Here is a 26,609-nt window from a genome sequence, read left to right as displayed (position 1 = left end):
AATGAAACGGTTATTAAACACAATTACCTGTAATGAACCCAAACGGCTGATTAAGCCGGTATTTTGGAACGCACTGGCAAATCTGTCTAACCTGTTGCCGTTTGTGTGCCTGTCGTATATTATCAGCCAGATTTATGCGTATTTTATTAGCAGTACACTGAACCGCACTTCTCTTTGGACCGCATGGGCCATCATGCTTGCCTGTTTTGTCCTTACATGGATTTTTGAAAATATTGCCTGCAAATTGACTTACCGGGACGGCTTCATGGCATCTGCCGATGGCAGGATTAAACTGGCCGAACATATCCGCCGGTTGCCGCTGGGTTTTCTTAGGCGCAAAAATTCCGGCGAAATTGGAAATACCATGATGAATGATTTTTCCCGTACCGAGTCTGCTATGACCCACATTCTGCCACAGATCATCAGCGGTGCTATTATGGCCCTTATTGCTTCCGTTGTCCTTCTGATTATGGACCCACGCATGGGCCTTGCCATGTTTGCGGGTTTCCCCATAGCACTCCTTATTATGTTTGGGATGCGGGGACTGGAGCGCCGATTGGATACACAGCTATCACAGGCAAGGGTCAATCAGGCTGGAAAGCTCCAGGAATATCTGTATGGGATGCGGATTATCAAATCCTACAATATGCAGGGTGAAAACTTTGAAAAGCTGAAAAAGGCTTGTATGGACTACCGGGATGCCTGCATTAAGGTGGAGGGAGGTATCGGGCCCATGAATTTGGTTGCAGCAGCCTTTCTTCGCAGCGGCTTATCACTTATGACGGTGGTGGGTGTGTTCCTTGTGACTGGCGGCACATTGACGGTGCCGGACTTTGCTTTATTCCTGCTGGTGGGAACCCGTGTATTTGATCCGCTGTCTGTTGCCATTATGAATTACTCAGAACTGATGATGTGCAGTATGTCGGGAGAGAGGATTTGCACCCTGCTGGATAATCCGAAAATGTCAGGCAGCGGTGAAGCACCAAAAGGACACGAAATCTGTTTGGACCATGTGTGTTTTGGCTACAAGGTAAATTGCTCCAAAGAGACAAAAGAAAGCGGTCTGGGACGCAAGGTAAATGGCAGCATAATAGCAAGAGAGGGTGGCCTGGACTGTGGGGGAAATGAAGTTTTGCATGACATAAGTGCCCGGCTGGAGCCGGGAACTATAACCGCCATTGTGGGGCCGTCCGGTTCCGGTAAGAGTACTATGCTGAAGCTGATCGCCCGTTTTTATGACCCATCATCCGGCAAGGTACTTTTCGGTGGAAAAGATGAAAGAGATATTGAGCCTGAAAAACTGATGAAAAATATTTCTATGGTCTTTCAGGATGTGTATCTGTTCCAAGACAGTGTGGCAAATAACATCCGTTATGGAAAAGAGAACGCCACACAGGAAGAAATCGTAAATGCTGCCCGCCTGGCCAACTGCTATGACTTCATTATGCAGATGCCTGATAGTTTTGACACTATGATTGGCGAGGGCGGTTCTACGCTTTCCGGCGGCGAAAAACAGAGAATATCTATTGCAAGAGCTATCCTGAAAGATGCGCCTGTTGTCCTGCTTGACGAGGCGACTTCATCTCTTGACCCTGAAAATGAGACGGAAATCCAGCAGGCAATCAGCCGTCTTGTGTATGGGCGTACTGTTGTTGTGATTGCTCACCGGCTGAAAACAGTTACAGGGGCAGATACGATCCTTGTGCTGGATCAGGGCCGGATTGTTGAACAGGGAACTCATAAACAGCTTCTTGCCCAAAATGGTCTGTATGCAAAGCTATGGAATTTGCAGACTTCCACCGAGGGTTGGAAGGTCTAAGCTACACTCAGCCCTTCGCGGCAGCCGCCGGAAGGGCATATAAATATATCCGCCTGGCTCCTTTGCTTATGAGAAAAAAAGGCTGGAAGCAGGCTATATGGCCATGTTGAAAGAGTGCCATCCCATGACCCTTTCCGGTGGACAAAAACAGCGTGTGGCGATTGGATCCGCTGTGTTTTTCGAATAGCGGCAGCGGAGGCGCTGCTGCCAACAATCTCCTCATTTTGCTTCTGGAAGAACAAGATTTTATGGCGGGATTTCAGACCAAGCTGCCAGCCGATCTACACCGGCACAGTAATTTGACCATTTGCAGAAATCTTCGCTAAGTTCATAATTGTCTATGCGTCCATCTTCTTGAACTTATGTTCAAGAAGCATCCCTCGCTTCGCTCGGTCAATTCATATTTTAAATACTTCCTGTAATTAAATAAACAATTTATCAAACCATACTGTCATTTCCTATCATTTATAAACTGCATATTCTCAACTTCAAGCTACATAGTAGAGATCTCTATATAATTCATTTCCTTTTTCTATAATTTCACCAATTTCTTTTTCCGAAACACCCAGCTCATCACCCAGCTTGCCCATGTCTGAAAAATCACTTTCCTTAAATGCAGACGTACTTCCTATTATTTGATTACCGGCTTTAGAAACTACAGAAGCTGAAAAATCATTGTTATCACTCCATATAATTTTCACATAGGTATCTTTAAGGTCAATATTACAATACACGTTACTTACATAAAAATGTAAAGAAAAATCCAAAATGCCTGGCATAGATTGATTTGGTACACTATACACAACCCCATCCTTATAATTCATAGAATAAGATCCCTCTTTATTTTTATAGAAATGGTTCTCTTTTAACTGTTCTGCAAAGTTTCCCTCTAATTTATTTTTTGTATTGAAATATATCCACGAGTAAATCGCAAAGCTCCCAAGCAGCAGTACAAAAATAATAGCTATTGCCATCAGTGCCCTTGCATATTTTTTAGTACTCTTCAGTTCATTATCGAACGTTTTGACCATAACCAGATCCTCCTTCAATAAAATGTCCAGGGAAATATTAAAACTATCACTCATCTGTACTATTGTTTCCAAAGCTGGATAACTTTTTGAATTTTCCCAATTAGAGATTGTCTGTCTGGAAACATGAAACATCTCCGCCAGATCTTCCTGGGACAGATGTGCCTCCTTTCTTATTTTTTGAATATTACCTCCAAGTGTCATGATAGTCCCCCCTTCTTTTACTGAAATTCTATTAAAGAAAATAAATCTTGTCTATCAAAGTCTCTTTGCATTTATAGAATCCCTGTGCAAATATTCTTTGCATACCATAATTTCAAAGATTTTAACTCATACTTTTCTCATTATAGTACCATCCTATAAGCAATACAACAAATAGAATAACTTAACGACACTCCACCCACAGTGTTGTATGCAAAATATTAGTAATACTAAAAATACTGCGATTGTTTTTAAAAACTTAGTCTTTCACTATACAGTGTCCAGAGGTGTTCAAACTTTTGAAAGCAAAAAAATAAGAGAAACGCTGTAAATCCAACGTTTCTCCCAATTCTTACAAATGCCGCAGACCGGAATCGAACCGGTACGGGTATCACTACCCACGGGATTTTAAGTCCCGGGCGTCTGCCAGTTCCGCCACTGCGGCATATATGGGACCTATAGGGCTCGAACCTATGACCCTCTGCTTGTAAGGCAGATGCTCTCCCAGCTGAGCTAAGATCCCATAATATTAAATTGTTCATCAAAAAAGTGATTGGCTTTATTGATGAAAACGACCCAGAAGAGACTCGAACTCTCGACCTCCGCCGTGACAGGGCGGCGCTCTAACCAACTGAGCCACTGGGCCTTACAAAAAAGTGGACCTTCGGGGACTCGAACCCAGGACCGATCGGTTATGAGCCGATTGCTCTAACCAACTGAGCTAAAGGTCCACGCTTATGTCCCTATGAGGAACAAAGCCGATGATCGGACTCGAACCGATAACCTGCTGATTACAAATCAGCTGCTCTGCCAATTGAGCCACATCGGCATATTTAGTTTTCCGGGTAGCTGATTTATAATCAACACCCTGTCTACTATCAAAATAATCAATTATACTTTATTAAACATTAGCAGTTCAATAGGTATAAATAATTGAATTGTATCAATATAAGTGACTCCTACGGGAATCGAACCCGTGTTACCGCCGTGAAAGGGCGATGTCTTAACCGCTTGACCAAGGAGCCATATATGTTATAACCTTTTGTAGACCGTAAGTAGGGCTTACGGTCTACAAGCTCCCCGAGTTGGGTTCGAACCAACGACCCTTCGGTTAACAGCCGAATGCTCTACCACTGAGCTATCGAGGAATATTAACTATAACTGTGTACCTTAAAAACTGCATACAAAGTAACGCACACCCTTCCCTACTGCCTTCCTTGGTTATGCCCTCGACCTATTAGTAGCAGCCAGCTCCATGTGTTGCCACACTTCCACCCCTGCCCTATCTACCTCGTCGTCTTCAAGGGGTCTTACCAACTTTGCGTCATGGGACATCTTATCTTGGGGGGGGCTTCACGCTTAGATGCCTTCAGCGTTTATCCCTTCCCGGCTTGGCTGCCCTGCTATGCCCTTGGCAGGGCAACAGGTGCACCAGCGGCCAGTCCATCCCGGTCCTCTCGTACTAAGGACAGCTCCCCTCAGATATCCTACGCCCGCGCCGGATAGGGACCGAACTGTCTCACGACGTTCTGAACCCAGCTCGCGTACCGCTTTAATGGGCGAACAGCCCAACCCTTGGGACCTACTCCAGCCCCAGGATGCGATGAGCCGACATCGAGGTGCCAAACCACTCCGTCGATGTGAACTCTTGGGAGTGATAAGCCTGTTATCCCCAGGGTAGCTTTTATCCGTTGAGCGATGGCAATCCCACTTTATACCACCGGATCACTAAGTCCTACTTTCGTACCTGCCCCACCCGTCGGTGTCGCAGTCAAGCCCCCTTATGCCTTTGCACTCTGCGGATGGTTTCCAACCATCCTGAGGGGACCTTTGAGCGCCTCCGATACCCTTTCGGAGGCGACCGCCCCAGTCAAACTCCCCGCCTGGCATTGTCCCCCAGCCGGTTCACGGCTGTTGGTTAGAAACCCAATACTGCAAGGGTGGTATCCCAACAATGGCTCCCCTGCGGCTGGCGCCGCAGGCTCTTCGCCTCCCACCTATCCTGTACATGCAATACCGGATCCCAGTGCCAAGCTGGAGTAAAGCTCCATGGGGTCTTTCCGTCCTGGCGCGGGTAACCAGCATCTTCACTGGTATTTCAATTTCACCGGGTGCATTGTTGAGACAGTGCCCAAATCATTACGCCTTTCGTGCGGGTCGGAACTTACCCGACAAGGAATTTCGCTACCTTAGGACCGTTATAGTTACGGCCGCCGTTTACTGGGGCTTAAGTTCAAAGCTTCGCTTGCGCTAACCTCTCCCCTTAACCTTCCAGCACCGGGCAGGCGTCAGCCCATATACCTCACCTTGCGGTTTTGCATAGACCTGTGTTTTTGCTAAACAGTTGCTTGGGCCAATTCTCTGCGGCCTGGGCCTCCCCAGGCACCCCTTCTCCCTAAGTTACGGGGCCATTTTGCCGAGTTCCTTAACAATGCTTCTCCCGTCGGCCTTAGGATCCTCTCCTCATCCACCTGTGTCGGTTTACGGTACGGGCATGCCATGAGCCATAGCGGCTTTTCTTGGCAGCCGGCCTGCACGCTTCGCTACTCTCTCTTCGCTCCGCCTCACGCCTTTGGCTTGCGCGCCGGTTTTTCCTTGCGCGCGCCTCCTGCGCTTGCCCCGGGTTCTCCTCCCCCGGGTCGTGCCCCGCCGCCTGCGTCCCCACAGTTCTGTCATGGCATGGTACAGGAATTTCTGCCTGTTGTCCATCGGCTACGCCTCCCGGCCTCGCCTTAGGCCCCGACTTACCCAGGGCAGATCAGCTTTACCCTGGAATCCTTGGATATTCGGCCGGAAGGATTCCCACCTTCCTCTCGCTACTCATTCCGGCATTCTCCCTTCTTAACGCTCCACCAACCCTTCCGGCCTGGCTTCGCCGCCTTAAGAATGCTCCCCTACCGGCTGAATCTCTTCAGCCCCTGGGCTTCGGCAGTGTGTTTGAGCCCCGGACATTTTCGGCGCAGGGCCTCTCGGCTAGTGAGCTATTACGCACTCTTTTAATGCATGGCTGCTTCTGAGCCAACATCCTAGCTGTCTTCGAAACCCCACATCCTTTCCCACTTAACACACATTTTGGGGCCTTAGCCGCAGGTCTGGGCTCTTTCCCTCTTGACTGCCCAACTTATCTCGGGCAGTCTGACTCCCTGGCACCGTCTACGCGGCATTCGGAGTTTGATATTCTTCGGTAAGCTTTGACGCCCCCTAGGAAATTCAGTGCTCTACCTCCGCAAGACTTGCCTGGGGCTAGCCCTAAAGCTATTTCGGGGAGAACCAGCTATCTCCGGGTTCGATTGGAATTTCTCCCCTATCCACGCCTCATCCCCACCCTTTTCAACGGATGTGGGTTCGGCCCTCCACCGCCTTTTACGGCGGCTTCAGCCTGGGCATGGATAGATCACCCGGTTTCGGGTCTGCGTCGGCCGACTCTGGCGCCCTATTCAGGCTCGGTTTCCCTTCGGCTCCGCGCTCCTCGCGCTTAACCTCGCCAGCCGCCGCAACTCGCCGGACCGTTCTACAAAAAGTACGCGGTCGCGCCTCCTGTGCGCTCCCACAGCTTGTAGACATATGGTTTCAGGTTCTCTTTCACTCCCCTCCCGGGGTCCTTTTCACCTTTCCTTCACAGTACTATGCGCTATCGGTCACTAAGTAGTATTTAGCCTTACGGGGTGGTCCCCGCTCATTCCCACAGGGTTCCTCGTGTCCCGTGGTACTCTGGATCCCGCCTTGCCGGCCTGCTTTTCGCTTACGGGGCCTTCACCCTCTCTGGCTGGCTTTCCCAAAGCCATTCTGCTAAGCTCGTCGGTCATCTTTGCGGTCCGAACCCCGGAGCGCTCGCGCCCCGGTTTGGGCTCTTCCCATTTCGCTCGCCGCTACTCTGGGAATCACTGTTGTTTTCTCTTCCTCCGGCTACTTAGATGTTTCAGTTCGCCGGGTTCCCTTCCCTGGCTTATGGATTGGGCCAGGGATACTGGGGGGCTCCCCCAGTGGGTTTCCCCTTTCAGACACCTCCGGATCGCAGGGTATTTGCCCCTCCCCGGAGCTTTTCGCAGCTTATCGCGTCTTTCATCGGCTCTTAGTGCCTAGGCATCCGCCATATGCCCTTATCAGCATAACCACCCCCGCCGTGGGACTCCCACGGCCACTCATGCCTAGCGTGGCATGGGTTGGCATTAGGTCAATTTTTTTTACGCCTGTTTTCTTCAGGACTCCCATGCCCCTTCGGGCATGGCCTCGGATGTCTTGATATCTTCTTTGTCTATCTTCTCTTACTTTGTATGCAGTTTTCAAGGTACACATTTGATTCTTTCCAGAATCAAATGGAGAATACGAGAGTCGAACTCGTGACCTCCTGCTTGCAAGGCAGGCGCTCTCCCAACTGAGCTAATCCCCCATGACATATAACATTTTTTAATTGATATGGGCTTAAGTGGACTCGAACCACCGACCTCACGCTTATCAGGCGTGCGCTCTAACCGGCTGAGCTATAAGCCCATATTCTTTTTTAATTTGGCGGCCACCTGCTCTCCCACACCGTCGCCAGTGCAGTACCATCGGCCGCTTGGGCCTTAACCATCGTGTTCGGGATGGGTACGGGTGTTGCCCCCAAGCGCATCGCCGCCAAAATGCCTCGTTATTAAGCTTCCTCCTTGCCTTGCCCCCCGCTTGACCCGGCACTGCCCCGCCAAACGCTCCGCTTAATAACTGAACAATAGACAACGGCCCTCTACTTCTCTCGTCCTTAGAAAGGAGGTGATCCAGCCGCACCTTCCGATACGGCTACCTTGTTACGACTTCACCCCAGTTACCGGCCCCGCCTTCGGCAGCTCCCCCCTTCCGGTTGGGTCACTGACTTCGGGCGTTGCCAACTCCCATGGTGTGACGGGCGGTGTGTACAAGACCCGGGAACGTATTCACCGCGGCATTCTGATCCGCGATTACTAGCGATTCCAGCTTCATGTAGCCGGGTTGCAGGCTACAATCCGAACTGGGACGTTATTTTTGGGGTTTGCTCCGCCTCGCGGCCTCGCCTCCCTTTGTTTACGCCATTGTAGCACGTGTGTAGCCCTGCCCATAAGGGGCATGATGATTTGACGTCATCCCCACCTTCCTCCAGGTTCTCCCTGGCAGTCCCCCTAGAGTGCCCACCTTTTTTGTGCTGGCTACTAAGGGTAAGGGTTGCGCTCGTTGCGGGACTTAACCCAACATCTCACGACACGAGCTGACGACAACCATGCACCACCTGTCTCGGATGCTCCGAAGAGAAGGCGACATTGCTCGCCGGCCATCCGGATGTCAAGGGCAGGTAAGGTTCTTCGCGTTGCTTCGAATTAAACCACATGCTCCACCGCTTGTGCGGGTCCCCGTCAATTCCTTTGAGTTTCATTCTTGCGAACGTACTCCCCAGGTGGACTACTTATTGCGTTGGCTGCGGCACCGGGCAGCTTTGCTCCCCGACACCTAGTAGTCATCGTTTACGGCGTGGACTACCAGGGTATCTAATCCTGTTTGCTCCCCACGCTTTCGAGCCTCAACGTCAGTTACCGTCCAGTAAGCCGCCTTCGCCACTGGTGTTCCTCCTAATATCTACGCATTTCACCGCTACACTAGGAATTCCGCTTACCTCTCCGGCACTCCAGGCCCGCAGTTTCCAATGCACTCCCGGGGTTGGGCCCCGGGTTTTCACATCAGACTTGCTGGCCCGTCTACGCTCCCTTTACACCCAGTAAATCCGGATAACGCTTGCCCCCTACGTATTACCGCGGCTGCTGGCACGTAGTTAGCCGGGGCTTCTTAGTCAGGTACCGTCATTTTCTTCCCTGCTGATAGAAGTTTACGTACCGAAATACTTCATCCTTCACGCGGCGTCGCTGCATCAGGGTTCCCCCCATTGTGCAATATTCCCCACTGCTGCCTCCCGTAGGAGTTTGGGCCGTGTCTCAGTCCCAATGTGGCCGTCCGCCCTCTCAGGCCGGCTACTGATCGTCGCCTTGGTGGGCCGTTGCCCCGCCAACTAGCTAATCAGACGCGGGCCCATCCCATACCACCGGAGTTTTTGCCGCTGCGGCATGCGCCGCCGCGGCCTTATGCGGTATTAGCAGCCATTTCTGGCTGTTATCCCCCGGTATGGGGCAGGTTGCCCACGCGTTACTCACCCGTCCGCCGCTAAGACACCGCGCCCTTCCCCCGTGGGTTCCGTGCGCGGCGCTCCGCTCGACTTGCATGTGTTAAGCACGCCGCCAGCGTTCATCCTGAGCCAGGATCAAACTCTCGTTATAAGCGTCTGCATCCAGTCCAGAATTAACTCCAGCTAATTCTTTCCCGTTTACTTTTCCCACTGGGCCTCCCCAGTGGTGGGTGCATCTCTCGATGCTGTCCTTCTGAATTTCTCTCTTCTGAAATTTTCAAGGTCTGTTGTCTATTGTTCAGTTATCAAGGTCCCTGCCTTGCCCACAGCCTTTGCCGCAGGCAGCTGCTATATAATATCACAGGCTTTGTCCTCTGTCAAGAACTTTTTTAGTTCCCTTCCAAGCCCCTGGCTGCCTCCCGCGAGTCAGCTTTGATATATTAGCATTTTTCATATCATTTTGTCAAGACTATTTCCAAATTTTTTTACATTTTTTTCATCTTGATTTAACACAATCTGATATGACGTCCCATCTTCTTATTCTATACACTTCTTAATTAGATGGAACTAGCGGAGAAGGAGGGATTTGAACCCTCGCGCCGCTATTAACGACCTACTCCCTTTCCAGGGGAGCCCCTTCGGCCAGCTTGGGTACTTCTCCAAAATGTTCGCTATTTAATATACACGAAACCATTGTTCTTGTCTAGTACTTTTTTGCCTTTTTTTAATTTTCTTCTTTTTAAATTAAATTTCATAATTTTCTGACATTTTTTAACATATCCCCAGGGTGTCCTTTGAAATGCACTTTATCCTCTGCCTCCCTTTTAAGACATAGTTTGATTGTATTCTCTGATGTACCCAAAGGGCACCTCTTAATTCATGTCCTTCAGACGGGTGGACTCCAGGCATATCTTATTGAACATTAGCAGTTCAATAAGTATATCTTTTTGAACATTAGCAGTTTAATCAGTATAGACTTTTGAACATTAGCAGTTTAATCAGTATAGACTTTTGAACATTAGTAGTTTAATCAGTATAGACTTATTGAATATTAGCGGTTTAATAAGTACATAAAAAAAGACTTATTACTAAGTCTCTTTTTAAAGCGGAGAGGGTGGGATTCGAACCCACGCGCCCTTTCGGACAAACGGTTTTCAAGACCGCCTCGTTATGACCACTTCGATACCTCTCCATTCACTTATAAAACTGTCCCGCTAAAGATAAATAAACTGCATAAGGTAAAATATATCTTATGATATGTTTAAAAGCATCTTTAAATATATTCTGTAAGGAATACACTACACGTAGCAAAGTGTAAGATACTTTATCTCATGCGACAGATAATATATTACCATAGGTCATAAATAGATGTCAATATTTTTTTATTTTCTTTTTCTATTCTTTCCTTCTAAGAAACACTTCTGCTATCTCCAAATCCTCAGGAGTTGTGATTTTAATATTTTCATAGGAACCCAGAACCAATTTTACCGGATATTTAAGCATGTGCTCCACTACCATAGCATCATCTGTCACATTGATATATGGTTCCCCCATCTGCAAAGAATATGCCTTTTTTATAAGTTGGTTATCGAACACCTGTGGAGTCTGTACCATCCAAAGATTTCTTCTGTCTGGCGTTCTTTTAGCCATACCATCCTTATCCGATATTTTTATGGTATCCTTTACTGGCATACCGACCACACATGCTTTATACCGTTTTACTTCTGACAGGGCCCTCTCTATAATTGTTCCATCCACAAGCGGACGGGCTCCGTCATGTATAAAGGTATACCCTTCCCCGCCAACTTCCTGCAGTCCATTCCACACCGAGTGGTAGCGCTCTTTACCGCCAGCTATAATCTTTTTCACCTTCGCAATCCCATATTTATTGATCACTTCACTTTTACAGAATGCTTCCTCTCCAGCTCCAACCACCAAATAAATTTCATCAATTAAAGGTGAATCCTGAAATGCTTTAAGAGAATAGTAAAGTACTGGTTTCCCTTTTAACATCAGGTACTGCTTTTGTATCTTTGCACCCATCCGTTTTCCTTTGCCTGCTGCCAGCACTATCGCCGTACAACAAATCTTTCCCATAGGCCCATTCTCCCTTACCGCTCTCCTAGTTTTAAATTGGGAACTGCATTTAGATCCCACCCGTGGCGTATGCCAGCCAGATATTCATAGTAGGCTGCCGTCCCAATCATTGCAGCATTATCGGTACAATATACAGGAGAAGGAAAATAAAATCGGATGCCGCGCATATTACACTCCTTCTCCATCCGTCCCCTCAACGCTGTGTTGGATGCCACACCCCCGGCGATAGCAAATCTGCCCATGCCATACTCCTCCACAGCTTTCATAGACTTTTCCGCTAAAACGTCTACCACTGCACTTTGGAACGATGCCGCAATATCTGCTGGTTCAAATGTTTCCCCCTTCATTTTGCTGCCGTTAATATGATTCAAAACTGCTGACTTCAGACCGCTAAAGCTAAAATCATAAGGCGCTCCTTGGATATTTGGTTTAGGAAATTTAATCGCCTCTGGATTCCCTTCCTTCGCTATTCTGTCGATTTTAGGCCCTCCGGGATATCCCAACCCAATGGCCCTTGCAACTTTATCATAAGCCTCACCGGCAGCATCATCCCTGGTGCGCCCTAGTATCTCATATTGGCCGTAACCTTTTACATAAACCAGATGAGTATGGCCGCCGGAAACTACCAGGCATAAGAACGGCGGCTCCAAATCTGGGTTCTCAATATAGTTGGCAGAAATATGTCCCTCTATATGATGTACCCCCACCAAAGGAAGATTTTTTGCATACGCTATTGCCTTTGCTTCTGCCACCCCGACAAGCAGGGCACCTACAAGTCCAGGGCCATATGTAACCCCAACTGCATCTATATCATCCAGGGTTACTCCCGCCTTTTCCAGCGCTTCCTCTATGACCTGATTAATTTTTTCGATATGCTTTCTGGAGGCAATCTCAGGTACAACCCCCCCATATAATTTATGGAGTTCTATCTGTGACGAAATTATATTCGAACGTACATCCCGTCCATTATGAATAACCGCTGCTGCTGTCTCATCACAGGAGCTTTCAATTGCCAATATATTAATGTCTCTGATTTCTCTCATAACAGCCTCTTTCTATTCAAACGCCAAATAAGCCGACATCCCATCTCTGCCAGCTTTTGCCCCAGGAAAAATCTCGCGGACTGCATCCATATAATCATCAGGCCTGGTGAGAGACGGACTATAATGTGTCAGCCATAATTCATGTACTTTTGCATCCTCTGCCAGCCGGGCCGCTTCATAAAATGTCATATGCTTATATTCTTTAGCCTTCCCGGCTTTCTCAGCCTCTCCATACATACCTTCACATATAAACAGATCAGATCCCTCTGCATTCTTGCGTATAGATTCCACGGGCCGTGTATCTGTTGTATACGTAAGCTTAATCCCCTTCCTTGGCGGACCTAGAACCATTTCCGGCAGCAATATCCTCCCCTCATATTCCAGAACTTCCCCCTTTTGCAGACGGCTCCAATACTGCCTCGGAATCTTCTGCTCCTCAGCCCGGACTGCATCGAACTTTCCCGCCCTGTCAATCTCCAAGGTGTAGCCATAGCACAAGACATTATGGTTTACCTTAAATGCTTTAAGGCGGTATCCATTCATTTCAAAAGTTTGTTCTGCACCTTCTATCTCTAAAAATCTAAGGGGAAAAGGAAGCTCTGGCGCAATCACCCTTAATGCATTCACTACCCTCTCCAATCCTCTTGGCCCAATCAGAGTAAGGGGTTCCCTGCGTTCTGCATTTCCCATAGTCAACAACAGGCCAGGAAGCCCACTGATATGGTCCCCGTGAAAGTGGGTAAAACAAATAACGTCTATGGGTTTAAAACTCCACCCTTTCTCTTTTATGGCTATCTGGGTTCCTTCGCCGCAATCTATCAGCAGGCTGCTGCCATTGAATCTTGTCATCATGGCAGTCAGCCACCGATACGGAAGCGGCATCATTCCGCCGCTCCCCAACAAACAAACATCTAACATATCATCCCTCTATTTCTGCCGGTATCTTAAACCCGGAGAGCATTTCATCGTAGCAGTCCTCGCACAAATCAAAAGAATGCCTCTCTCCATCTTTATTGGAAAAATATCCCCAAGTGAAATCTGTGCTAAAAACACCTGTTTCTGCCCTTCCATTTACAACCGGTATTTCTCTTCCACATTTATTACAAATAATTTTATAAATCTCTTTTGTCTCTTTTATTTGATACTGGCGCATACAAATTCCTCCCATGTCGTACATATTTGACTTTTGTTACGCCTTCATTATATCGGCTTAAGGCCTTATTTCCTAGTGGGAAGTGCTTCCTCATTTACAAGCTGTCTCCCAGTCCGGTATCCGCAAACCTTATCTTTCAGTCTCCCTGCTCATAAGCACTGCATTTTCTGCAGGGTCTGAATAAAACTTTCTGCGTATACCGTCAGGCACGAACCCCTCCCGCATATAAAAGGCCCGCGCTTCCTTATTGCTTTGACGTACGTCTAAAAGAATTTTTTTAATTTTCTGCTCTTTACAGCGCTTATACACCCCCTGCATCAGAGCATGCCCCACTCCCTGCCCCCTCTGATCCTGGGCCACTGCAAAACGGCTTATTTCTGCCTCACCTGCAGCTTCATATGCGAGACTATACCCTACAATTTGGCTTCCCTTTTCAGCCGCCATACAGATTGCACATGGCTGTCTCATTGTATCAAGTATACTTTTCTCACTCCAGGCATCTGTAAATATCCTGTACTCCAGCTCAGCCACTGCGGCTGCATCTTCCGGCCTCATTTTTCTCACAGAAACCCCTTCCTTTTTTTCCTTTTCGGCACGCTCCCTCTCTGCCTGGGATACACGTAGATACTCTGGCTTATGTTCCACCGCAGATTCAAATTTCCCCATTTTATAATAATGAATTCCCAGCGCGCCTACTGCTGCCGCCCTCTGTCTGCTCATATAAGAAGGAGCAAAGGAATATGGCGTGTTTAAGCAATTTTCAATTATCTCTGCATATACTGGTACACCGTCCCCCAAAAACACTACACGTTTTCCATAGGCATTCAAGTGCCGGATTAATTCCTCAATGGATACGGCCATCTGCATTTTTATAACCTGAAAGACCGGCCATATCCTTTTTATACCGTCCTTTATGCCAGCTCTCCACGAAAAAGTATATAATCCCGTATAGACCTGGTTTCTCCTGGCGTCCATAATAGGACAAATAATATCCTCACACCCAAAAACCTGATAGGCAAGTCCATCTACCGTGGGAACATTGATAATTGGTTTATTTAAAGCAAGCCCTAACCCTTTTGCGGTTGCAGAACCTATCCTAAGTCCTGTGAAAGAACCCGGGCCGCCTGCAACTGCAATTGCATCAAGAGAAACTAAATCAAGTTCTATCATCTTGGCCATTTCCTGAATCATAGGCAGCAGTGTCTGAGAATGTGTCTTTTTATAATTAATCGTGTAATCCGCCAGCACCCTGTCCTCCTCCACGACTGCAACAGCTGCTGTCAAACCAGAACTGTCAATTGCCAATATACGCATATACTGCCTCCTATTCCTATTTAAATTCCTTTTACTTCAGCATTCAGGCCCACAGACCATGGATGCCCACAAACTCCGCTATATGACACTTCTGTTCTTCCATATAGAACATTTAGCGCCTCAGACATAAAACAAACAGGCATCAAGGGGCCAGCACCTGTCTGCCCCCTGATTAATGAACTTACAACTCTTCTATTGTTATCTTCCGGTATTCAAACCCCTGCTCCAAATCTTTTTCAATTAAAATTTCTGTCCGCTTATGGGGAAGAATATCATCTATCAGGCAGGCCCATTCAATCAGTGAAACACCCTCTCCCATAATATAATCCTCATAGCCAATTTCCCACATTTCCTCGGGGTCGCCTATGCGGTATACATCAAAATGATAGAATGGCAGACGTCCTTCCTCATACACCTGTACAATCGTAAAAGTCGGACTATTCACTGTCTCCTCTATTCCCAGGCCTTTTGCAAACCCCTGAGTAAATACGGTCTTCCCAACCCCCAGATCACCATCCAGGGTATAGACCTGCCCAGGCCTGGCCATTGCCCCCAGTCGTACCCCCAGCAGGAAGGTTTGTTCAGGATCCTTTGTTTCTATCAGCATTCTCTTCCCCTCCATGTCTGTAGATATCCATAAAAATATGGCAGCCGTCCGTCAATTTACCTGACGGATACGTACCTTGCCAGGAGGCATATGGGTAGAAATCATGCGGACAACGGCGGAAAATTGCTCACCCAGCTGCTCTTTTGGAAAAATAACTGCCCGCCTATTGTCCATATATAAAACCAATGCACTTCCTACTGAAACCGCTCTCTGAAAATCCCCCCAGGCATTTATCTCCTCCCTCTTGCCCTGGATTACTTTAACCCCTTTATCACTTAGCTCATAATAAAGCGGCTTTTTAAATACCGATCCAGCTTGTATGCGGCGTTTGGCCCGCATCCACAGCATAACCGGAGGGTAAAAAACTAAAAGCAAAAATAGCAAAAAGAAAATAACAGCGCTCTGAAGGATCCCCCCTTCAGCCTGCCTTATACCCATCAGCAATGCCACTGCGCCGAACACTACGCTCATAATACCTGTCAAATGTGTATAGTTATGCTGGAGCATAAAACTGTACATTGCTTTTGCTGTCATATTTATTTCAAATCTAACTGGCATAGCTTCACTTGCCCTTCCTTTAGTGATGGAATAGCCGCAGGCCAGTAAACGCCATTGCCATCTGATATTTATTACAAGAGGCAATCACATTGTCATCTCTCACTGACCCGCCAGGCTGGGCAACATACTGAACACCACTCTTATGGGCACGCTCTATATTATCGCCGAAGGGGAAGAAAGCGTCAGATCCCAAGGACACTCCCTCAAGCCTGTCCAGCCATTCTCTCTTCTCTTCCCTCGTAAAAACTTCTGGCTTCTCTATAAATATATGTTCCCACGTACCCTCGGCAAGCACATCCATATATTCCTCTCCGATATACAGATCAATCGCATTATCCCTGTCTGCACGGCCAATCCCTTCCTTAAACTTAAGTCCTAGAACTTTAGGGCACTGGCGTAACCACCAATTATCCGCTTTTTGCCCCGCGAGCCTTGTGCAGTGTATACGTGACTGCTGTCCTGCCCCAATACCGATGGCCTGTCCATCCTTTACATAACACACAGAATTAGACTGTGTATACTTTAAAGTAATCATAGAGATGGCAAGGTCAATCTTTGCTGCATCCGGAATATTTTTATTCTCTGTCACAACATTGGCAAAAAAATCGTCAGTAATCTCAAGCTCATTTCTTCCCTGTTCAAATGTAATCCCAAATACATCTTTATGTTCCAGCGCCTCAGGCACATAATCAGCATCAATCTGAAGAATATTATAATTCCCCTTTTTCTTCTGTTTCAGAATTTCAAGTGCTTCCGGGGTATAACCCGGAGCGATCACCCCATCTGATACCTCCCGCTTGATCAAAGTGGCAGTATCCGTATCACATACGTCTGATAAAGCAATAAAATCACCGAAAGAGGACATTCTGTCAGCCCCTCTTGCTCTTGCATAGGCGCATGCAAGCGGGGAAAGCTCTCCTAAGTCATCCACCCAGTAGATCTTGGACAATGTCTCATTCAGGGGAAGGCCTACTGCTGCCCCAGCCGGGGAAACATGTTTAAAAGAAGCCGCAGCCGCAATCTTCACAGCTCGCTTTAATTCTGACACAAGCTGCCAGCCATTAAACGCATCCAAAAAATTAATATATCCCGGATGGCCGTTTAATACCTGCACAGGCAGGTCACTGCCATCCCGCATGAAAATTCTGGCCGGCTTCTGATTTGGGTTACAGCCATACTTCAGTTCTAATTCTTTCATTTGTCCTGTGCTCCTTATTGATTTTTATTTACAATTCTAGTCTCATATTTCCCTGTGGCAATATCTATATAACGCACAAACAGAGATACTTTGTTGTCCTCATTCAAGCTTTCCCATAATAATTCTGTAAATTCATCTATATCACCATTCACAGCAATTAGTTTAGGTTCTCCCTCAAAACTGGGAAGTGGATCTGCATCATGCATGTATGTATGTATAAAATGACCTTCACCTGCCCCAGGAGTTTCATAGGCAAATGTATATCTGCAGCAACCCTCAGGGTTCCCCTCCCGGCTTTTTAAAATAGACATTGCATAATTATATTCCCCGTTCTCCACATGCATAATTCCAGAAATACGCGGAGTATAATTAGGGGCATCCGGCTCAAACTCCCTTGACCGCAGGCTTTGTTCGAATGTCATTTGTCTGTCCATTCCTTCGTATATGGTGTCTGTCTGATCCCCATTTGTCACAATTGTCTTATTTCCAAGAACACGTACAGGTGCATAGATAATCAGGCTTGGGTCTGTCAATTTGGACGCATCAAATGCCTGTGTCCTAATCCCTTCCCCATCCTCTGCAAAAATACGGTTTCGGCTATTCTGGCTTCTACCCATAATAAAATAGGCGGCTACAGCTTTCTTACCGTCTTTGCTCTTCCCGAGTATGATTCCCCTTCCTGGATATGAGTTTTCTTTCAATTCCTTTTCCACTGACAACATTTCCATAAGATGGCTCTCCTTATATACCTGTTTTTTTCATCCAGCTTTATTATACCTTTCGGGCAGAGGAAGTTCAATAACTAAGCCGATATTTTTCTCATATGCACCTTACTAATACGGTTCCCTTTCATCTCCTCAATCGTAAATTTTACGTCTCCTGATTCAATGGTTTCCTTGCTTTCTTTACCTGGAATATATCCCAACTGCTCAATCAGATATCCCGACAAGGTGTCATAATTCTCTGTTTTAAGTTTTAGTCCAAATTCCTCATTCAGATCTTCTATCAGCAGTCCCCCGTCTAAAAGATACTCCCCGTCCCCCAGGGGCACAATTTCCTGAACTATAGCTTCATATTCCTCATTAATCTCACCCATAATCTCCTCTACAAGATCTTCCACAGTAGCAATTCCAGAAAAACCCCCATATTCGTCGATCAGCACTGCCATATGCCGCCTGGATCTCTGGAGCTCTCTAAACAATTCATCTGCATCCTTTGTATCCGGCACAAAAAACGGCTTTTTCAGAAGTTTTCTGATATCCAGCTCTTCCCACCCGTTCTTCCTGACCTCTATCATAACATCTTTAATATGCAAAATTCCAATTATGTTATCAATGCTTCCCTCGTAAACCGGAATTCTGGAATGTCTGGACTCTAGGATCTCATCGGCGAGCGTAGCAAAGGGTTCCTCCGCATCCAGCACGTATACTTCCCGCCGTGGAACCATCACTTCTCTGGCGGTCCTATCGTTGAAAGAAAAAACAGAGTTTATCATTTCGCGCTCTTCGTCATCAAATATACCATTCTCATTCCCCGCTTTAAGCAATGCCTTGATTTCTTCCTCTGTCACAGCCTCCTCCTGGTCCTCTGTCTTTAATCTCAGGAGCCTTAAAACCATCTTTGTCGATACAGAAAGTAATTTGATAAATGGAGAGAGCACTTTGGATATATAGTGGATCGGCATTACTGTGACCATGCAAAATGCTTCCGCCTTTTGCAGTGCGATTCTTTTCGGCACTAGTTCTCCAAACACAAGATTGAAAAACATTAAAATTAATGTCACTCCATTCCCGGCAATAGCCGTACTATATGGTATATGCACACTGTCCAGCCATTTTGACAGCACTGGAGCAATCCCTGCCGCGGCAGAGGCACTGGAATAAAATCCTGCAAATGTAATCGCTACCTGAATTGTCGAAAGAAATTTCGTAGAATCCTCAAAGAGGCCTTGGATCACGGAGGCTCTTTTATTACCTTCCTCAGCCATGCTCCGTATCCTGTTCTTATTTACAGAAACTACGGCCATCTCTGCTCCGGCAAAAAAAGCGTTCATGAGAGTGAAAAATACTAAGAGTAGCAGCTGAAATAAAATTGTGTTCCCGTCAGGGTCTGAATCCATGATTAAAATATTCCTCCTAAAAAATAATTTTAGGTGAAGTATAACATGAAGGCTTGAATATATCAAGAGTAAAATCCCCATAGTTCCTTTCTGCACGGCCACGCTATCTTCTTGCTGTATCCGTTCCATCCTACTATTGGTAAAGTTTAAATTGAATTATGGCATATTATAAAATCAAATTTCCTGCCCTTAATCTCCTATTGATTTTTTAATAAACAAACTAAACTTTCATGCTATATTAATAGATAAAAAAGGAACAACCGCCCAAAGTGGTTTGACCAATGTAGAATGTAGAAATACCACCCTGACACCTGCCAAAGTTTCAAGGGTGGTTTTTCTATGCGTAACTAATGACTAATCAAAATATAAAGAACCCCTTGAAAACACTACATTTTCAAGGGGTCTATTAATTCTCTTATAATAGTTCTTATTATCTCTTGCTGAACTGTGGTGCCCTACGCGCTGCCTTAAGGCCATATTTCTTACGTTCTTTCATACGTGGATCACGTGTAAGGTATCCTGCTGATTTCAGCACAGGCCTATAGTCTGCGTCTGCTTCCAGAAGTGCCCTTGAGATGCCATGACGGATTGCTCCTGCCTGTCCTGTATATCCGCCGCCGTGTACATTGACAAGCACATCAAACTTATCAACGGTACCGGTAGCAACAAGCGGCTGGCGTACAACAACTTTCAATGTCTCCAGTCCAAGATACTCGTCAATGTCTCTTTTATTTATAGTGATTTTACCTGTCCCAGGTACAAGGTATACTCTTGCGATAGATTTTTTTCTTCTTCCTGTTCCGTAATATTTTGCGTTAGCCACTGTAATGTCCTCCTTTCAACCTTTCCTTTAAAATGTCAATACTTCTGGCTTCTGAGCCTGCTGTTTGTGCTCCGGCCCAGCATATACATGAAGTTTCTTAATCATTGCCCTTCCCAAAGGTCCTTTTGGAAGCATTCCCTTTACAGCCAACTCAATCGCCTTCTCCGGCTTCTTGTTCATCAGCTCTGCCAACGTAGTCTCTTTCATTCCTCCTACATATTCAGAGTGGTTATAATATATCTTCTGCTGCATTTTCTTGCCTGTAACTTTTACCTTTTCTGCATTTATAACTACAATATAATCACCTGTATCAATGTGCGGTGTAAATTCCGGCTTATTCTTCCCTCTCAGAACTTTTGCAACCTCTGAAGAAAGGCGTCCTAAAGTGCATCCCTCAGCGTCAACCACATACCATTTTCTTTCAATCTTGTCTGGGTTAGCCATATAAGTTTTCATGGGTATTCCTCCTATAAATAATCATCATATAACTTTCTTTTCTTTTATATGAAATCAGCGCACTCCGGGGCTTTGGTGTATGCTGTTTCTCCTTATGTCATGCTGTACTATTATAGTATGCCAAGGATTCCCTGTCAACATTTTTTTGACTTTTCGCGGATTTTAAATATCTATTCCAGAAAACATTGCCTAAAGTGAAGATTCCCCTCACAGTCCAGCTCCACAATCATATAACTCCCCTTACGCCCTTCCTGGCGGGGATATGACAAGCTGCCAGGGTTGAGGACAACAATGTCTTCCTCTTTATCAAGGTATGGTCTATGTGTATGCCCAAACATAACCACATCCGCCCTGCGCGCACGGCCCTCCTCCTTAATATGTTCTGGATCTAAAGACACATAATAGCCATGCCCATGGGTGATAAATATTCTGTATTTCCCAATATAAAACTCTTCTTCTTTAGGCAATTCTGAAAAAAAATCATTATTTCCACGGACAATATGTTTTTCACAATCAAATACCGCATTGAGATAATCTTCCCCGCCCTCTACATCTCCAAGATGCACAAGCATATCAATGTCCTGGTTCTGTTCTAAAATTTTATCCAAATTTCTATGATTCCCATGTGTATCGCTTATGACTAATACTTTCATAGTATGTTTCCTGTATCCTATTCTTTGTATTTCTTTTCCATAATTTTTTTCATTTTACGCAATCCTACCCCTCGGTGGCTAAGCTCATTTTTCTTTTCTGGATCCATCTGCCCCGTCGTACATCCAATCTCTGGAACATAAAAAATGGGGTCATACCCAAAACCGTTATCCCCAATTATCTCATGTCCAATTATACCTTCTATGGTGCCCCGCACTGTTTCAGATGTCCCGTCTGGAAAAACAGCGGCAATTGCACATACAAACCGCGCGGTTCGCTTTTCATCCGGGACTCCTTCGAGCCGGTCAAGTAAAATCCTGTTCTTTATATCATACGAAGTATCTTCCCCTGCAAACCTGGCAGAATAAATACCCGGAGCCTTATCAAGATAATCAATTTCAAGGCCAGAGTCATCCGCCAATATAATATCCCCTGGCAGCAGCCTAGAAACAGCTTCTGCTTTTATCAAGGCATTTTCCTCGAAAGTCATGCCGTTTTCCTCTATATTAATGTCAATCCCTACTTCTTTCATTGAATAAACAGGAAGTCCCAGATCCTCGAGAATCATCTGTATTTCTTTCATTTTGTCCTGGTTCCCTGTTGCAAAAATTATCCTTTTTTTCATTACTGTCCTTTCTACTTCTTTGGCTTTGGCGGTTTCGGCCCCATGAATTGATAGAAATATGTTTTAATCATACCATTATAGATCTTCCTGTTTCGGTCTGCTTTTCTGCCAAAATATTTCTCTGCTTCCTCAAAGGAGGTGATCATATAGGCAGACCAGCTATCAAGATTTCGGAAACTTTCACCAAATTCTTTATAAAGCCTGGGCAAAGCCTGCTTATCTTCCAGCCGCTCGCCATACGGTGGATTCGTTATAATAAATCCATATTTCTTCGGATGCCTTAAATCTTTCACCTCACGCTTTTGAAAATGGATCATGTGGCCTACACCTGCATCGTCTGCGTTTTGCCTGGCCGCTTTCAAAACTTCACTGTCAATATCATATCCCTGTATATCTACATCCACAGTATCGTCAACCAAAGAGTTTGCCTCATCTACCGCCTCATACCAAAAACGCTTTTCTATTACTTTACTCCAATCCTCTGCCAGAAAAGAACGGTTCATTCCCGGAGCCATATTGGCAGCCATCATTGCAGCCTCAATCAAAAATGTCCCACTTCCGCAAAACGGATCCACCAGGATTCGGTCTGCCTTCCAGGGAGTCAGCATAATTAGTGACGCGGCAAGGGTTTCCGTCAGAGGGGCGCGGCCTGAAAGCTGCCTGTATCCTCGTTTGTGCAAAGAAACGCCTGATGTATCAATTCCAACCGTAACAATATCTTTCATTAAAAATACACGGACAGGGAATGACGCCCCCGTCTCCTCAAACCATTTAATATGATAATGCACCTTTAACCGCTCAACCATAGCCTTTTTCATAATAGACTGTATGTCAGACGGACTAAACAGCCGGCTCTTTACTGAAGCGGCCTTGGCCACCCAGAACTTCCCGTCCCTGGGTATATACTCTTCCCATGGTATCTCTTTAGTTGCCTCAAAAAGCTCGTCAAAAGATTCCGCCCTAAAACGTCCCACTTTTATTAGAATCCTCTCCGCACTGCGCAGAAAGATATTGGCTCTGCATATTGCCCCTGCATCTCCATAAAAAGTCACCCTGCCATCCTCTACCTGTGCAATTTCATACCCCAGTTCGAGAATCTCTCTCTTCAGCACAGACTCAAGGCCAAAGTGGCAGGGAGCTATTAACTCGATTTTATTCATAAATACCTCCGATCATCAGGCTTATTTATGTAATTTTACTATAAATTTAGGACGTAGTAAAGTTGAACTTTACTACGTCCTAAATTGACATCAGACGTGTACCAAAATGATATTTGACCTGTACTTTTTTAAACAGGCACTATTTAGTAGTTATTGCTCTCATTACTGGAGTTCATATTTTTATTGCTGTTTTTGCTGTTTGTTGTATTCTTGTTAGAATTCTTGTTCTTGCTCTGTTCATCGGATACGGATGAATATGAGTTAGTATTTGTGTTTTTTGATGCGTTGTTTGTGTTATTATTCTTTGCCATGAGTATTCCTCCTGAGATAAATTTATTTGGTACACTCATATTATTTCTTTGTGTTACGCATTTTATTCATTTTAAAGAAGGTAATAATTTATTAGTTGCAATTTAAGCAGTATATAACTCTGTAAAATAGATACAGTAAATCCTGTTTCTTTTTTATAGAAAATTAATTTACATTATTTTTATGGAAATAATCAAACCTTTATCTTACACTGCAGTTACAAAATGCTTTCTATAGACTCTCAGGATTTCGGAATTTATAGTACTCTGCAAGGCATAGTTATTGATTAAGGAAGTTTTTACGCAAAGTAAAAGACCGATGGGGGAGCCACCGGTCTTTTGAGGGGAGTATAAATAATTAATAAGGGGTTGTAGAAAGTAACCTTTCTACAAGACTTAGTATAATATAAGAAACTGGAAAAAGCAAGCAAAAAAGTAAAAAAATCTTAAATAATTTATGTTAGAATCTGTAATGGCCCGGCCAATTCACTTTCACCCCTTCGCAATCCCCTTGTCTTTAAATGAATTATGTACTCACCGCATCTCTGCACAGCATATAGTACTATTGCCAATAACATTGCCCATATATACACCAACATAATAATAGTTATATAAAACTATACTCTTAACATATTCTAGGTTAGCCTTAACCCAACTCCATAGGGCCTAAATACCCGAATAATGTGATACTGTATACAGGGCCGCACTATACTGTCACGGCCGCCTGTTTCCCAAAAAGCGAGCTATTATAACAACAAGAAATAAAGGTATAAGTAAGGGCGCCAGAATACTTATCAAGCCTGAGATAATGGCAAAAATCACCATGATTACCATAATAACGGCCAATATAAGCAGAAACCTTCTCCACAATTTTCCAATTCCTGATATATGAGGCTGCTGGTTCTCCCTCCGGCCTCTCTCCCCTTCTTCATATTTACTTCTACCTGCACTGCCTTCCCGATATACAGTAGACTGATCCGTGCCATTCAGGGCATCAATGACTGTTCTGGCAATAACCCATGGATCCCCCAGTTCCTCCAGTACTTCTGCCTCTTCTTTCCCCTTCTGTATTTCTTCCGATATATATTGCCTATAATACTCTACATTGTCCTGTACCGCATTTCCCGTCAGGTCATTCTCCAAGGCCCTGCGCAATTCGTCTAGAAATTCCTTCTGTGTCATACCATGCTCCTTTCCAGATCTTATATCTGTTCCGTCTTTATTAACATCCCTTAAGATGTTTTCCTTTATCCTTATTACTGGTTATATCCTGCCAGGACAAATTTAATATATTATTATAAATACTTTCTGCTGCTCCTTGCATCATCTATATAAAACCTGACATGTATGCCACGACCTACTTAAGGGCCTCTCCATGCATCTCCGAAGGAAACTGTCCCCATGCCCTTACAGATAAGCAGATACTAATTATCTGGCAAGATGCTATTTTTATAATAATGCCTGTTGCTCCTCGTGTAAAGTGCAGCAATGAAAAGAACCTGGACTTAGAATAACATAATCTAACATTCTTTCCAAGGGTACTGTTCTTAAACATACTTATAATTTCCTAAAACATTTTCTTACTTTTCTAAAGAAGTTGAGCATAAAGAGGCGGATATGATTTTCTAAAAAGAATATCACATCCGCTTCATTATACCTAAGAAGGTATTCCTTAATATATTCCCTATAGGGACGGGTACTTCCCAGCCAACTGGACATGCCCAAAAGGCGCCCAAAAAGTCAGATGCCCCGATGCAGGCATCAGGATATTTGACCCTCGCGGCGGCCGTCAAATGGGCATATAAACACGTCCCCTTAGCTCATTGCCTGCGGGAATAAATATTCTCTATTGAGCCAATTCTTTCAGCAATTCCACAAGATACTGCCACATATGGGAAATAGATTCTTTTGACACCTTCTCCTTTGTAGAGTGAACATCATATAGGTTAGGCCCTGTTGAAATAATATCCATCCCTGGTTTTTTACTGTCCCAATACCCACATTCCAGGCCAGCATGTATTGCTGCAACTTCTGCTTTCTTGTGGAACATTTTTTCGTAGAGGGCAGTCGCTGTATCCCGCAGCGGTGATTCTTTCCGATACTGCCATCCCGGATAATCACTCTCAAAAATACATGTATCACAATTCTCATCTGCAATAATCTGTATTTTATCCCTCAATAAATATTTTTGTGATTCCACAGAACTTCTAAGAGACATCAGAAGTGTCAGCTTCCCGTCCTCTAAAGTCAATGACCCCATATTCATTGACGTCTCAATCAGTCCGTCAATTGCAAAAGAATAACCAGCCACACCATAGGGAATCAGCATCAAGCTGTTCATAATTCCATTTTGGTACTTCTTTGTATAAACTTCACTGCCCTCAGCAGCCTGCCCCTCTGTCACTTCCAGAAAAACAGAGTCTGTGTACTGCAATTCTGCCTGAAACACTTTTTCCGCTTTTACAATCTCTTCTTTTACTGCCTCCAGATCCTCGGGCCTAACGCAAAGGCACATACTGCCGTTATTTGCAATAGCATTTGCTTTTCCTGGCGCGTCCAGGCTGCTTATACGTACCTGAGAATCTTTCAGGAAATACATAAGTCTTCCAAGAAGCACTATTGAATTGCCAAGTCCCATCCCAATATTAATTCCTGAATGGCCGCCTGCCAATCCCTTTAACGTTACCCTGACAGGTATCCATTTTTCATGCAGTATTTCTGTTTCCAGGTTCCAGATCATTCTGCACCTTAAACCGCCTGCACAGCTTGTATAAAACACTCCCTCTTCCTCAGAATCCAGATTAATAAAACGTGTTCCTTTCAAAGAAGAAATGTCAATAGTATCCGCCCCGATTAACCCTACCTCCTCCTTTACTGTAAAAATAATCTCCAGGTCAGGATGCACGATATCATCACTGTCAAGCAGAGCCAGGCAGTATGCAATTGCAATTCCGTTGTCTGATCCCAGCGAAGTTCCCTCTGCGAAATAATACTCATCATCCTCTTTAACTTCAATTCCGTTTTCATATACGTGGGTACTGCCATCCTCTTTTACATATACCATATCCAGATGTCCCTGCAAAATGACTGCCTCACTGCCTGCACCTGCTGTGGCCGGTTTCCGTATAATCATATTATTATACATATCCCTGTTTACATCCAATCCCCGCTCTCGGGCAAACTCTACGATATAATCACTGATAGCTTTCTCATCCCCGGATGCCCTTGGTATAGAACAGACTTTTTTAAAATATGAAATTACCTTGCTTTCATCTATCACAACTAATTACCTCCCGCTACACTCATTATTCAGGGTAGGGCACAC

20 protein-coding genes, 11 tRNA genes and 3 rRNA genes are annotated in these 26,609 nt (G+C 45.2%); 1 reads left to right on the top strand and 33 read right to left on the bottom strand.

The genetic code is table 11. From position 1 onward, the window contains the following. Position 1: 1 nt before the first annotated feature. Positions 2–1,819, top strand: coding sequence for an ABC transporter ATP-binding protein (locus EFA47_RS02120; protein ID WP_122641795.1), 1,818 nt, complete (start codon positions 2–4; stop codon positions 1,817–1,819). A gap of 488 nt (positions 1,820–2,307) precedes the next feature. Here EFA47_RS02120 and EFA47_RS02110 read toward each other — a convergent pair whose 3' ends face one another. The 33 genes from EFA47_RS02110 to pepD all read right to left on the bottom strand — a co-directional run bounded on the left by EFA47_RS02110 (position 2,308) and on the right by pepD (position 26,564). After that, positions 2,308–3,051: a helix-turn-helix domain-containing protein gene (locus EFA47_RS02110; RefSeq protein WP_122641794.1), complete on the bottom strand. Its 744-nt coding sequence runs from the start codon at positions 3,049–3,051 to the stop codon at positions 2,308–2,310. A 356-nt stretch (positions 3,052–3,407) separates the two neighbouring features. Continuing rightward, positions 3,408–3,493: transfer RNA gene (locus EFA47_RS02105), tRNA-Leu, on the bottom strand. 5 nt (positions 3,494–3,498) lie between these two features. Further along, a tRNA-Val gene (locus EFA47_RS02100) sits at positions 3,499–3,571 on the bottom strand. Positions 3,572–3,620: 49 nt separating this feature from the next. Beyond that, positions 3,621–3,694 (bottom strand) — tRNA-Asp (locus tag EFA47_RS02095). A gap of 11 nt (positions 3,695–3,705) precedes the next feature. Next, a tRNA-Ile gene (locus tag EFA47_RS02090) sits at positions 3,706–3,779 on the bottom strand. Positions 3,780–3,804: 25 nt separating this feature from the next. Next, a tRNA-Thr gene (locus EFA47_RS02085) sits at positions 3,805–3,877 on the bottom strand. 124 nt (positions 3,878–4,001) lie between these two features. Further along, positions 4,002–4,073: transfer RNA gene (locus EFA47_RS02080), tRNA-Glu, on the bottom strand. Positions 4,074–4,124: 51 nt separating this feature from the next. After that, positions 4,125–4,196, bottom strand: a tRNA-Asn gene (locus EFA47_RS02075). 69 nt (positions 4,197–4,265) lie between these two features. Next, positions 4,266–7,162, bottom strand: a 23S ribosomal RNA gene (locus EFA47_RS02070). 203 nt (positions 7,163–7,365) lie between these two features. Beyond that, positions 7,366–7,438 (bottom strand) — tRNA-Ala (locus EFA47_RS02065). 27 nt (positions 7,439–7,465) lie between these two features. Continuing rightward, a tRNA-Ile gene (locus EFA47_RS02060) sits at positions 7,466–7,539 on the bottom strand. Between the two features lie 13 nt (positions 7,540–7,552). Beyond that, positions 7,553–7,670, bottom strand: a 5S ribosomal RNA gene (gene rrf / locus EFA47_RS02055). 120 nt (positions 7,671–7,790) lie between these two features. Continuing rightward, positions 7,791–9,323, bottom strand: a 16S ribosomal RNA gene (locus EFA47_RS02050). The 16S, 23S and 5S rRNA genes sit together here with 11 tRNA genes alongside, the layout of an rRNA operon. Positions 9,324–9,743: 420 nt before the next feature. Then, positions 9,744–9,833 (bottom strand) — tRNA-Ser (locus tag EFA47_RS02045). Positions 9,834–10,278: 445 nt separating this feature from the next. After that, a tRNA-Ser gene (locus EFA47_RS02040) sits at positions 10,279–10,364 on the bottom strand. Between the two features lie 203 nt (positions 10,365–10,567). Beyond that, positions 10,568–11,269, bottom strand: coding sequence for a 2-C-methyl-D-erythritol 4-phosphate cytidylyltransferase (gene ispD, locus EFA47_RS02035; RefSeq protein WP_122641793.1), 702 nt, complete (start codon positions 11,267–11,269; stop codon positions 10,568–10,570). A gap of 14 nt (positions 11,270–11,283) precedes the next feature. Next, on the bottom strand, positions 11,284–12,312 hold the full coding sequence (tsaD, locus tag EFA47_RS02030) for a tRNA (adenosine(37)-N6)-threonylcarbamoyltransferase complex transferase subunit TsaD (RefSeq protein WP_122641792.1): 1,029 nt from the start codon (positions 12,310–12,312) through the stop codon (positions 11,284–11,286). Positions 12,313–12,324: 12 nt separating this feature from the next. Beyond that, positions 12,325–13,230, bottom strand: coding sequence for a ribonuclease Z (locus EFA47_RS02025; protein ID WP_122641791.1), 906 nt, complete (start codon positions 13,228–13,230; stop codon positions 12,325–12,327). A gap of 1 nt (position 13,231) precedes the next feature. Then, positions 13,232–13,465 carry a hypothetical protein gene (locus tag EFA47_RS02020; protein WP_122641790.1) on the bottom strand — a complete coding sequence of 78 codons (234 nt, stop codon included), beginning with the start codon at positions 13,463–13,465 and terminating at the stop codon, positions 13,232–13,234. A gap of 129 nt (positions 13,466–13,594) precedes the next feature. Further along, the gene (gene tsaB, locus EFA47_RS02015; protein ID WP_122641789.1) at positions 13,595–14,779 is read right to left on the bottom strand and encodes a tRNA (adenosine(37)-N6)-threonylcarbamoyltransferase complex dimerization subunit type 1 TsaB; all 1,185 of its coding nucleotides are present in this window, start codon (positions 14,777–14,779) and stop codon (positions 13,595–13,597) included. Positions 14,780–14,960: 181 nt separating this feature from the next. Beyond that, positions 14,961–15,386 (bottom strand): tRNA (adenosine(37)-N6)-threonylcarbamoyltransferase complex ATPase subunit type 1 TsaE, encoded by a 426-nt coding sequence (gene tsaE / locus EFA47_RS02010; RefSeq protein ID WP_122641788.1) that lies wholly within the window; start codon positions 15,384–15,386, stop codon positions 14,961–14,963. Positions 15,387–15,437: 51 nt separating this feature from the next. Then, the gene (locus EFA47_RS02005; protein WP_122641787.1) at positions 15,438–15,944 is read right to left on the bottom strand and encodes a YcxB family protein; all 507 of its coding nucleotides are present in this window, start codon (positions 15,942–15,944) and stop codon (positions 15,438–15,440) included. A gap of 19 nt (positions 15,945–15,963) precedes the next feature. After that, positions 15,964–17,142 carry a phosphoribosylaminoimidazolecarboxamide formyltransferase gene (locus EFA47_RS02000; protein WP_122641786.1) on the bottom strand — a complete coding sequence of 393 codons (1,179 nt, stop codon included), beginning with the start codon at positions 17,140–17,142 and terminating at the stop codon, positions 15,964–15,966. Positions 17,143–17,156: 14 nt separating this feature from the next. Further along, positions 17,157–17,870 (bottom strand): IMP cyclohydrolase, encoded by a 714-nt coding sequence (locus tag EFA47_RS01995; protein ID WP_122641785.1) that lies wholly within the window; start codon positions 17,868–17,870, stop codon positions 17,157–17,159. A 74-nt stretch (positions 17,871–17,944) separates the two neighbouring features. Beyond that, the gene (locus tag EFA47_RS01990; protein WP_122641784.1) at positions 17,945–19,261 is read right to left on the bottom strand and encodes a hemolysin family protein; all 1,317 of its coding nucleotides are present in this window, start codon (positions 19,259–19,261) and stop codon (positions 17,945–17,947) included. Between the two features lie 430 nt (positions 19,262–19,691). Beyond that, positions 19,692–20,084 (bottom strand): 30S ribosomal protein S9, encoded by a 393-nt coding sequence (rpsI, locus tag EFA47_RS01985; protein ID WP_122641783.1) that lies wholly within the window; start codon positions 20,082–20,084, stop codon positions 19,692–19,694. A 27-nt stretch (positions 20,085–20,111) separates the two neighbouring features. Further along, positions 20,112–20,540: a 50S ribosomal protein L13 gene (rplM, locus tag EFA47_RS01980; RefSeq protein WP_122641782.1), complete on the bottom strand. Its 429-nt coding sequence runs from the start codon at positions 20,538–20,540 to the stop codon at positions 20,112–20,114. A gap of 170 nt (positions 20,541–20,710) precedes the next feature. After that, positions 20,711–21,193 (bottom strand): metallophosphoesterase family protein, encoded by a 483-nt coding sequence (locus tag EFA47_RS01975; RefSeq protein ID WP_122641781.1) that lies wholly within the window; start codon positions 21,191–21,193, stop codon positions 20,711–20,713. A 17-nt stretch (positions 21,194–21,210) separates the two neighbouring features. Continuing rightward, a complete protein-coding gene (gene rdgB, locus EFA47_RS01970) occupies positions 21,211–21,816 on the bottom strand; it encodes an RdgB/HAM1 family non-canonical purine NTP pyrophosphatase (protein WP_122641780.1) in 606 nt (201 codons plus the stop codon). Positions 21,817–21,827: 11 nt separating this feature from the next. Next, positions 21,828–22,976 (bottom strand): THUMP domain-containing class I SAM-dependent RNA methyltransferase, encoded by a 1,149-nt coding sequence (locus EFA47_RS01965; protein WP_122641779.1) that lies wholly within the window; start codon positions 22,974–22,976, stop codon positions 21,828–21,830. Positions 22,977–23,119: 143 nt separating this feature from the next. After that, positions 23,120–23,287, bottom strand: coding sequence for a hypothetical protein (locus EFA47_RS19750; protein ID WP_164689902.1), 168 nt, complete (start codon positions 23,285–23,287; stop codon positions 23,120–23,122). A 711-nt stretch (positions 23,288–23,998) separates the two neighbouring features. Continuing rightward, a complete protein-coding gene (locus tag EFA47_RS01960) occupies positions 23,999–24,466 on the bottom strand; it encodes a DUF1700 domain-containing protein (RefSeq protein ID WP_122641778.1) in 468 nt (155 codons plus the stop codon). 664 nt (positions 24,467–25,130) lie between these two features. Then, positions 25,131–26,564, bottom strand: a complete 1,434-nt coding sequence (gene pepD / locus EFA47_RS01950; protein ID WP_122641776.1) for a beta-Ala-His dipeptidase — start codon at positions 26,562–26,564, stop codon at positions 25,131–25,133. Positions 26,565–26,609: the final 45 nt, after the last annotated feature.

Source organism: Luxibacter massiliensis (assembly GCF_900604355.1).
Taxonomy (GTDB): domain Bacteria; phylum Bacillota; class Clostridia; order Lachnospirales; family Lachnospiraceae; genus Luxibacter; species Luxibacter massiliensis.
Note: the sequence above shows the minus strand (reverse complement) of the source record. Positions and strands in the feature narration are given on the sequence as shown.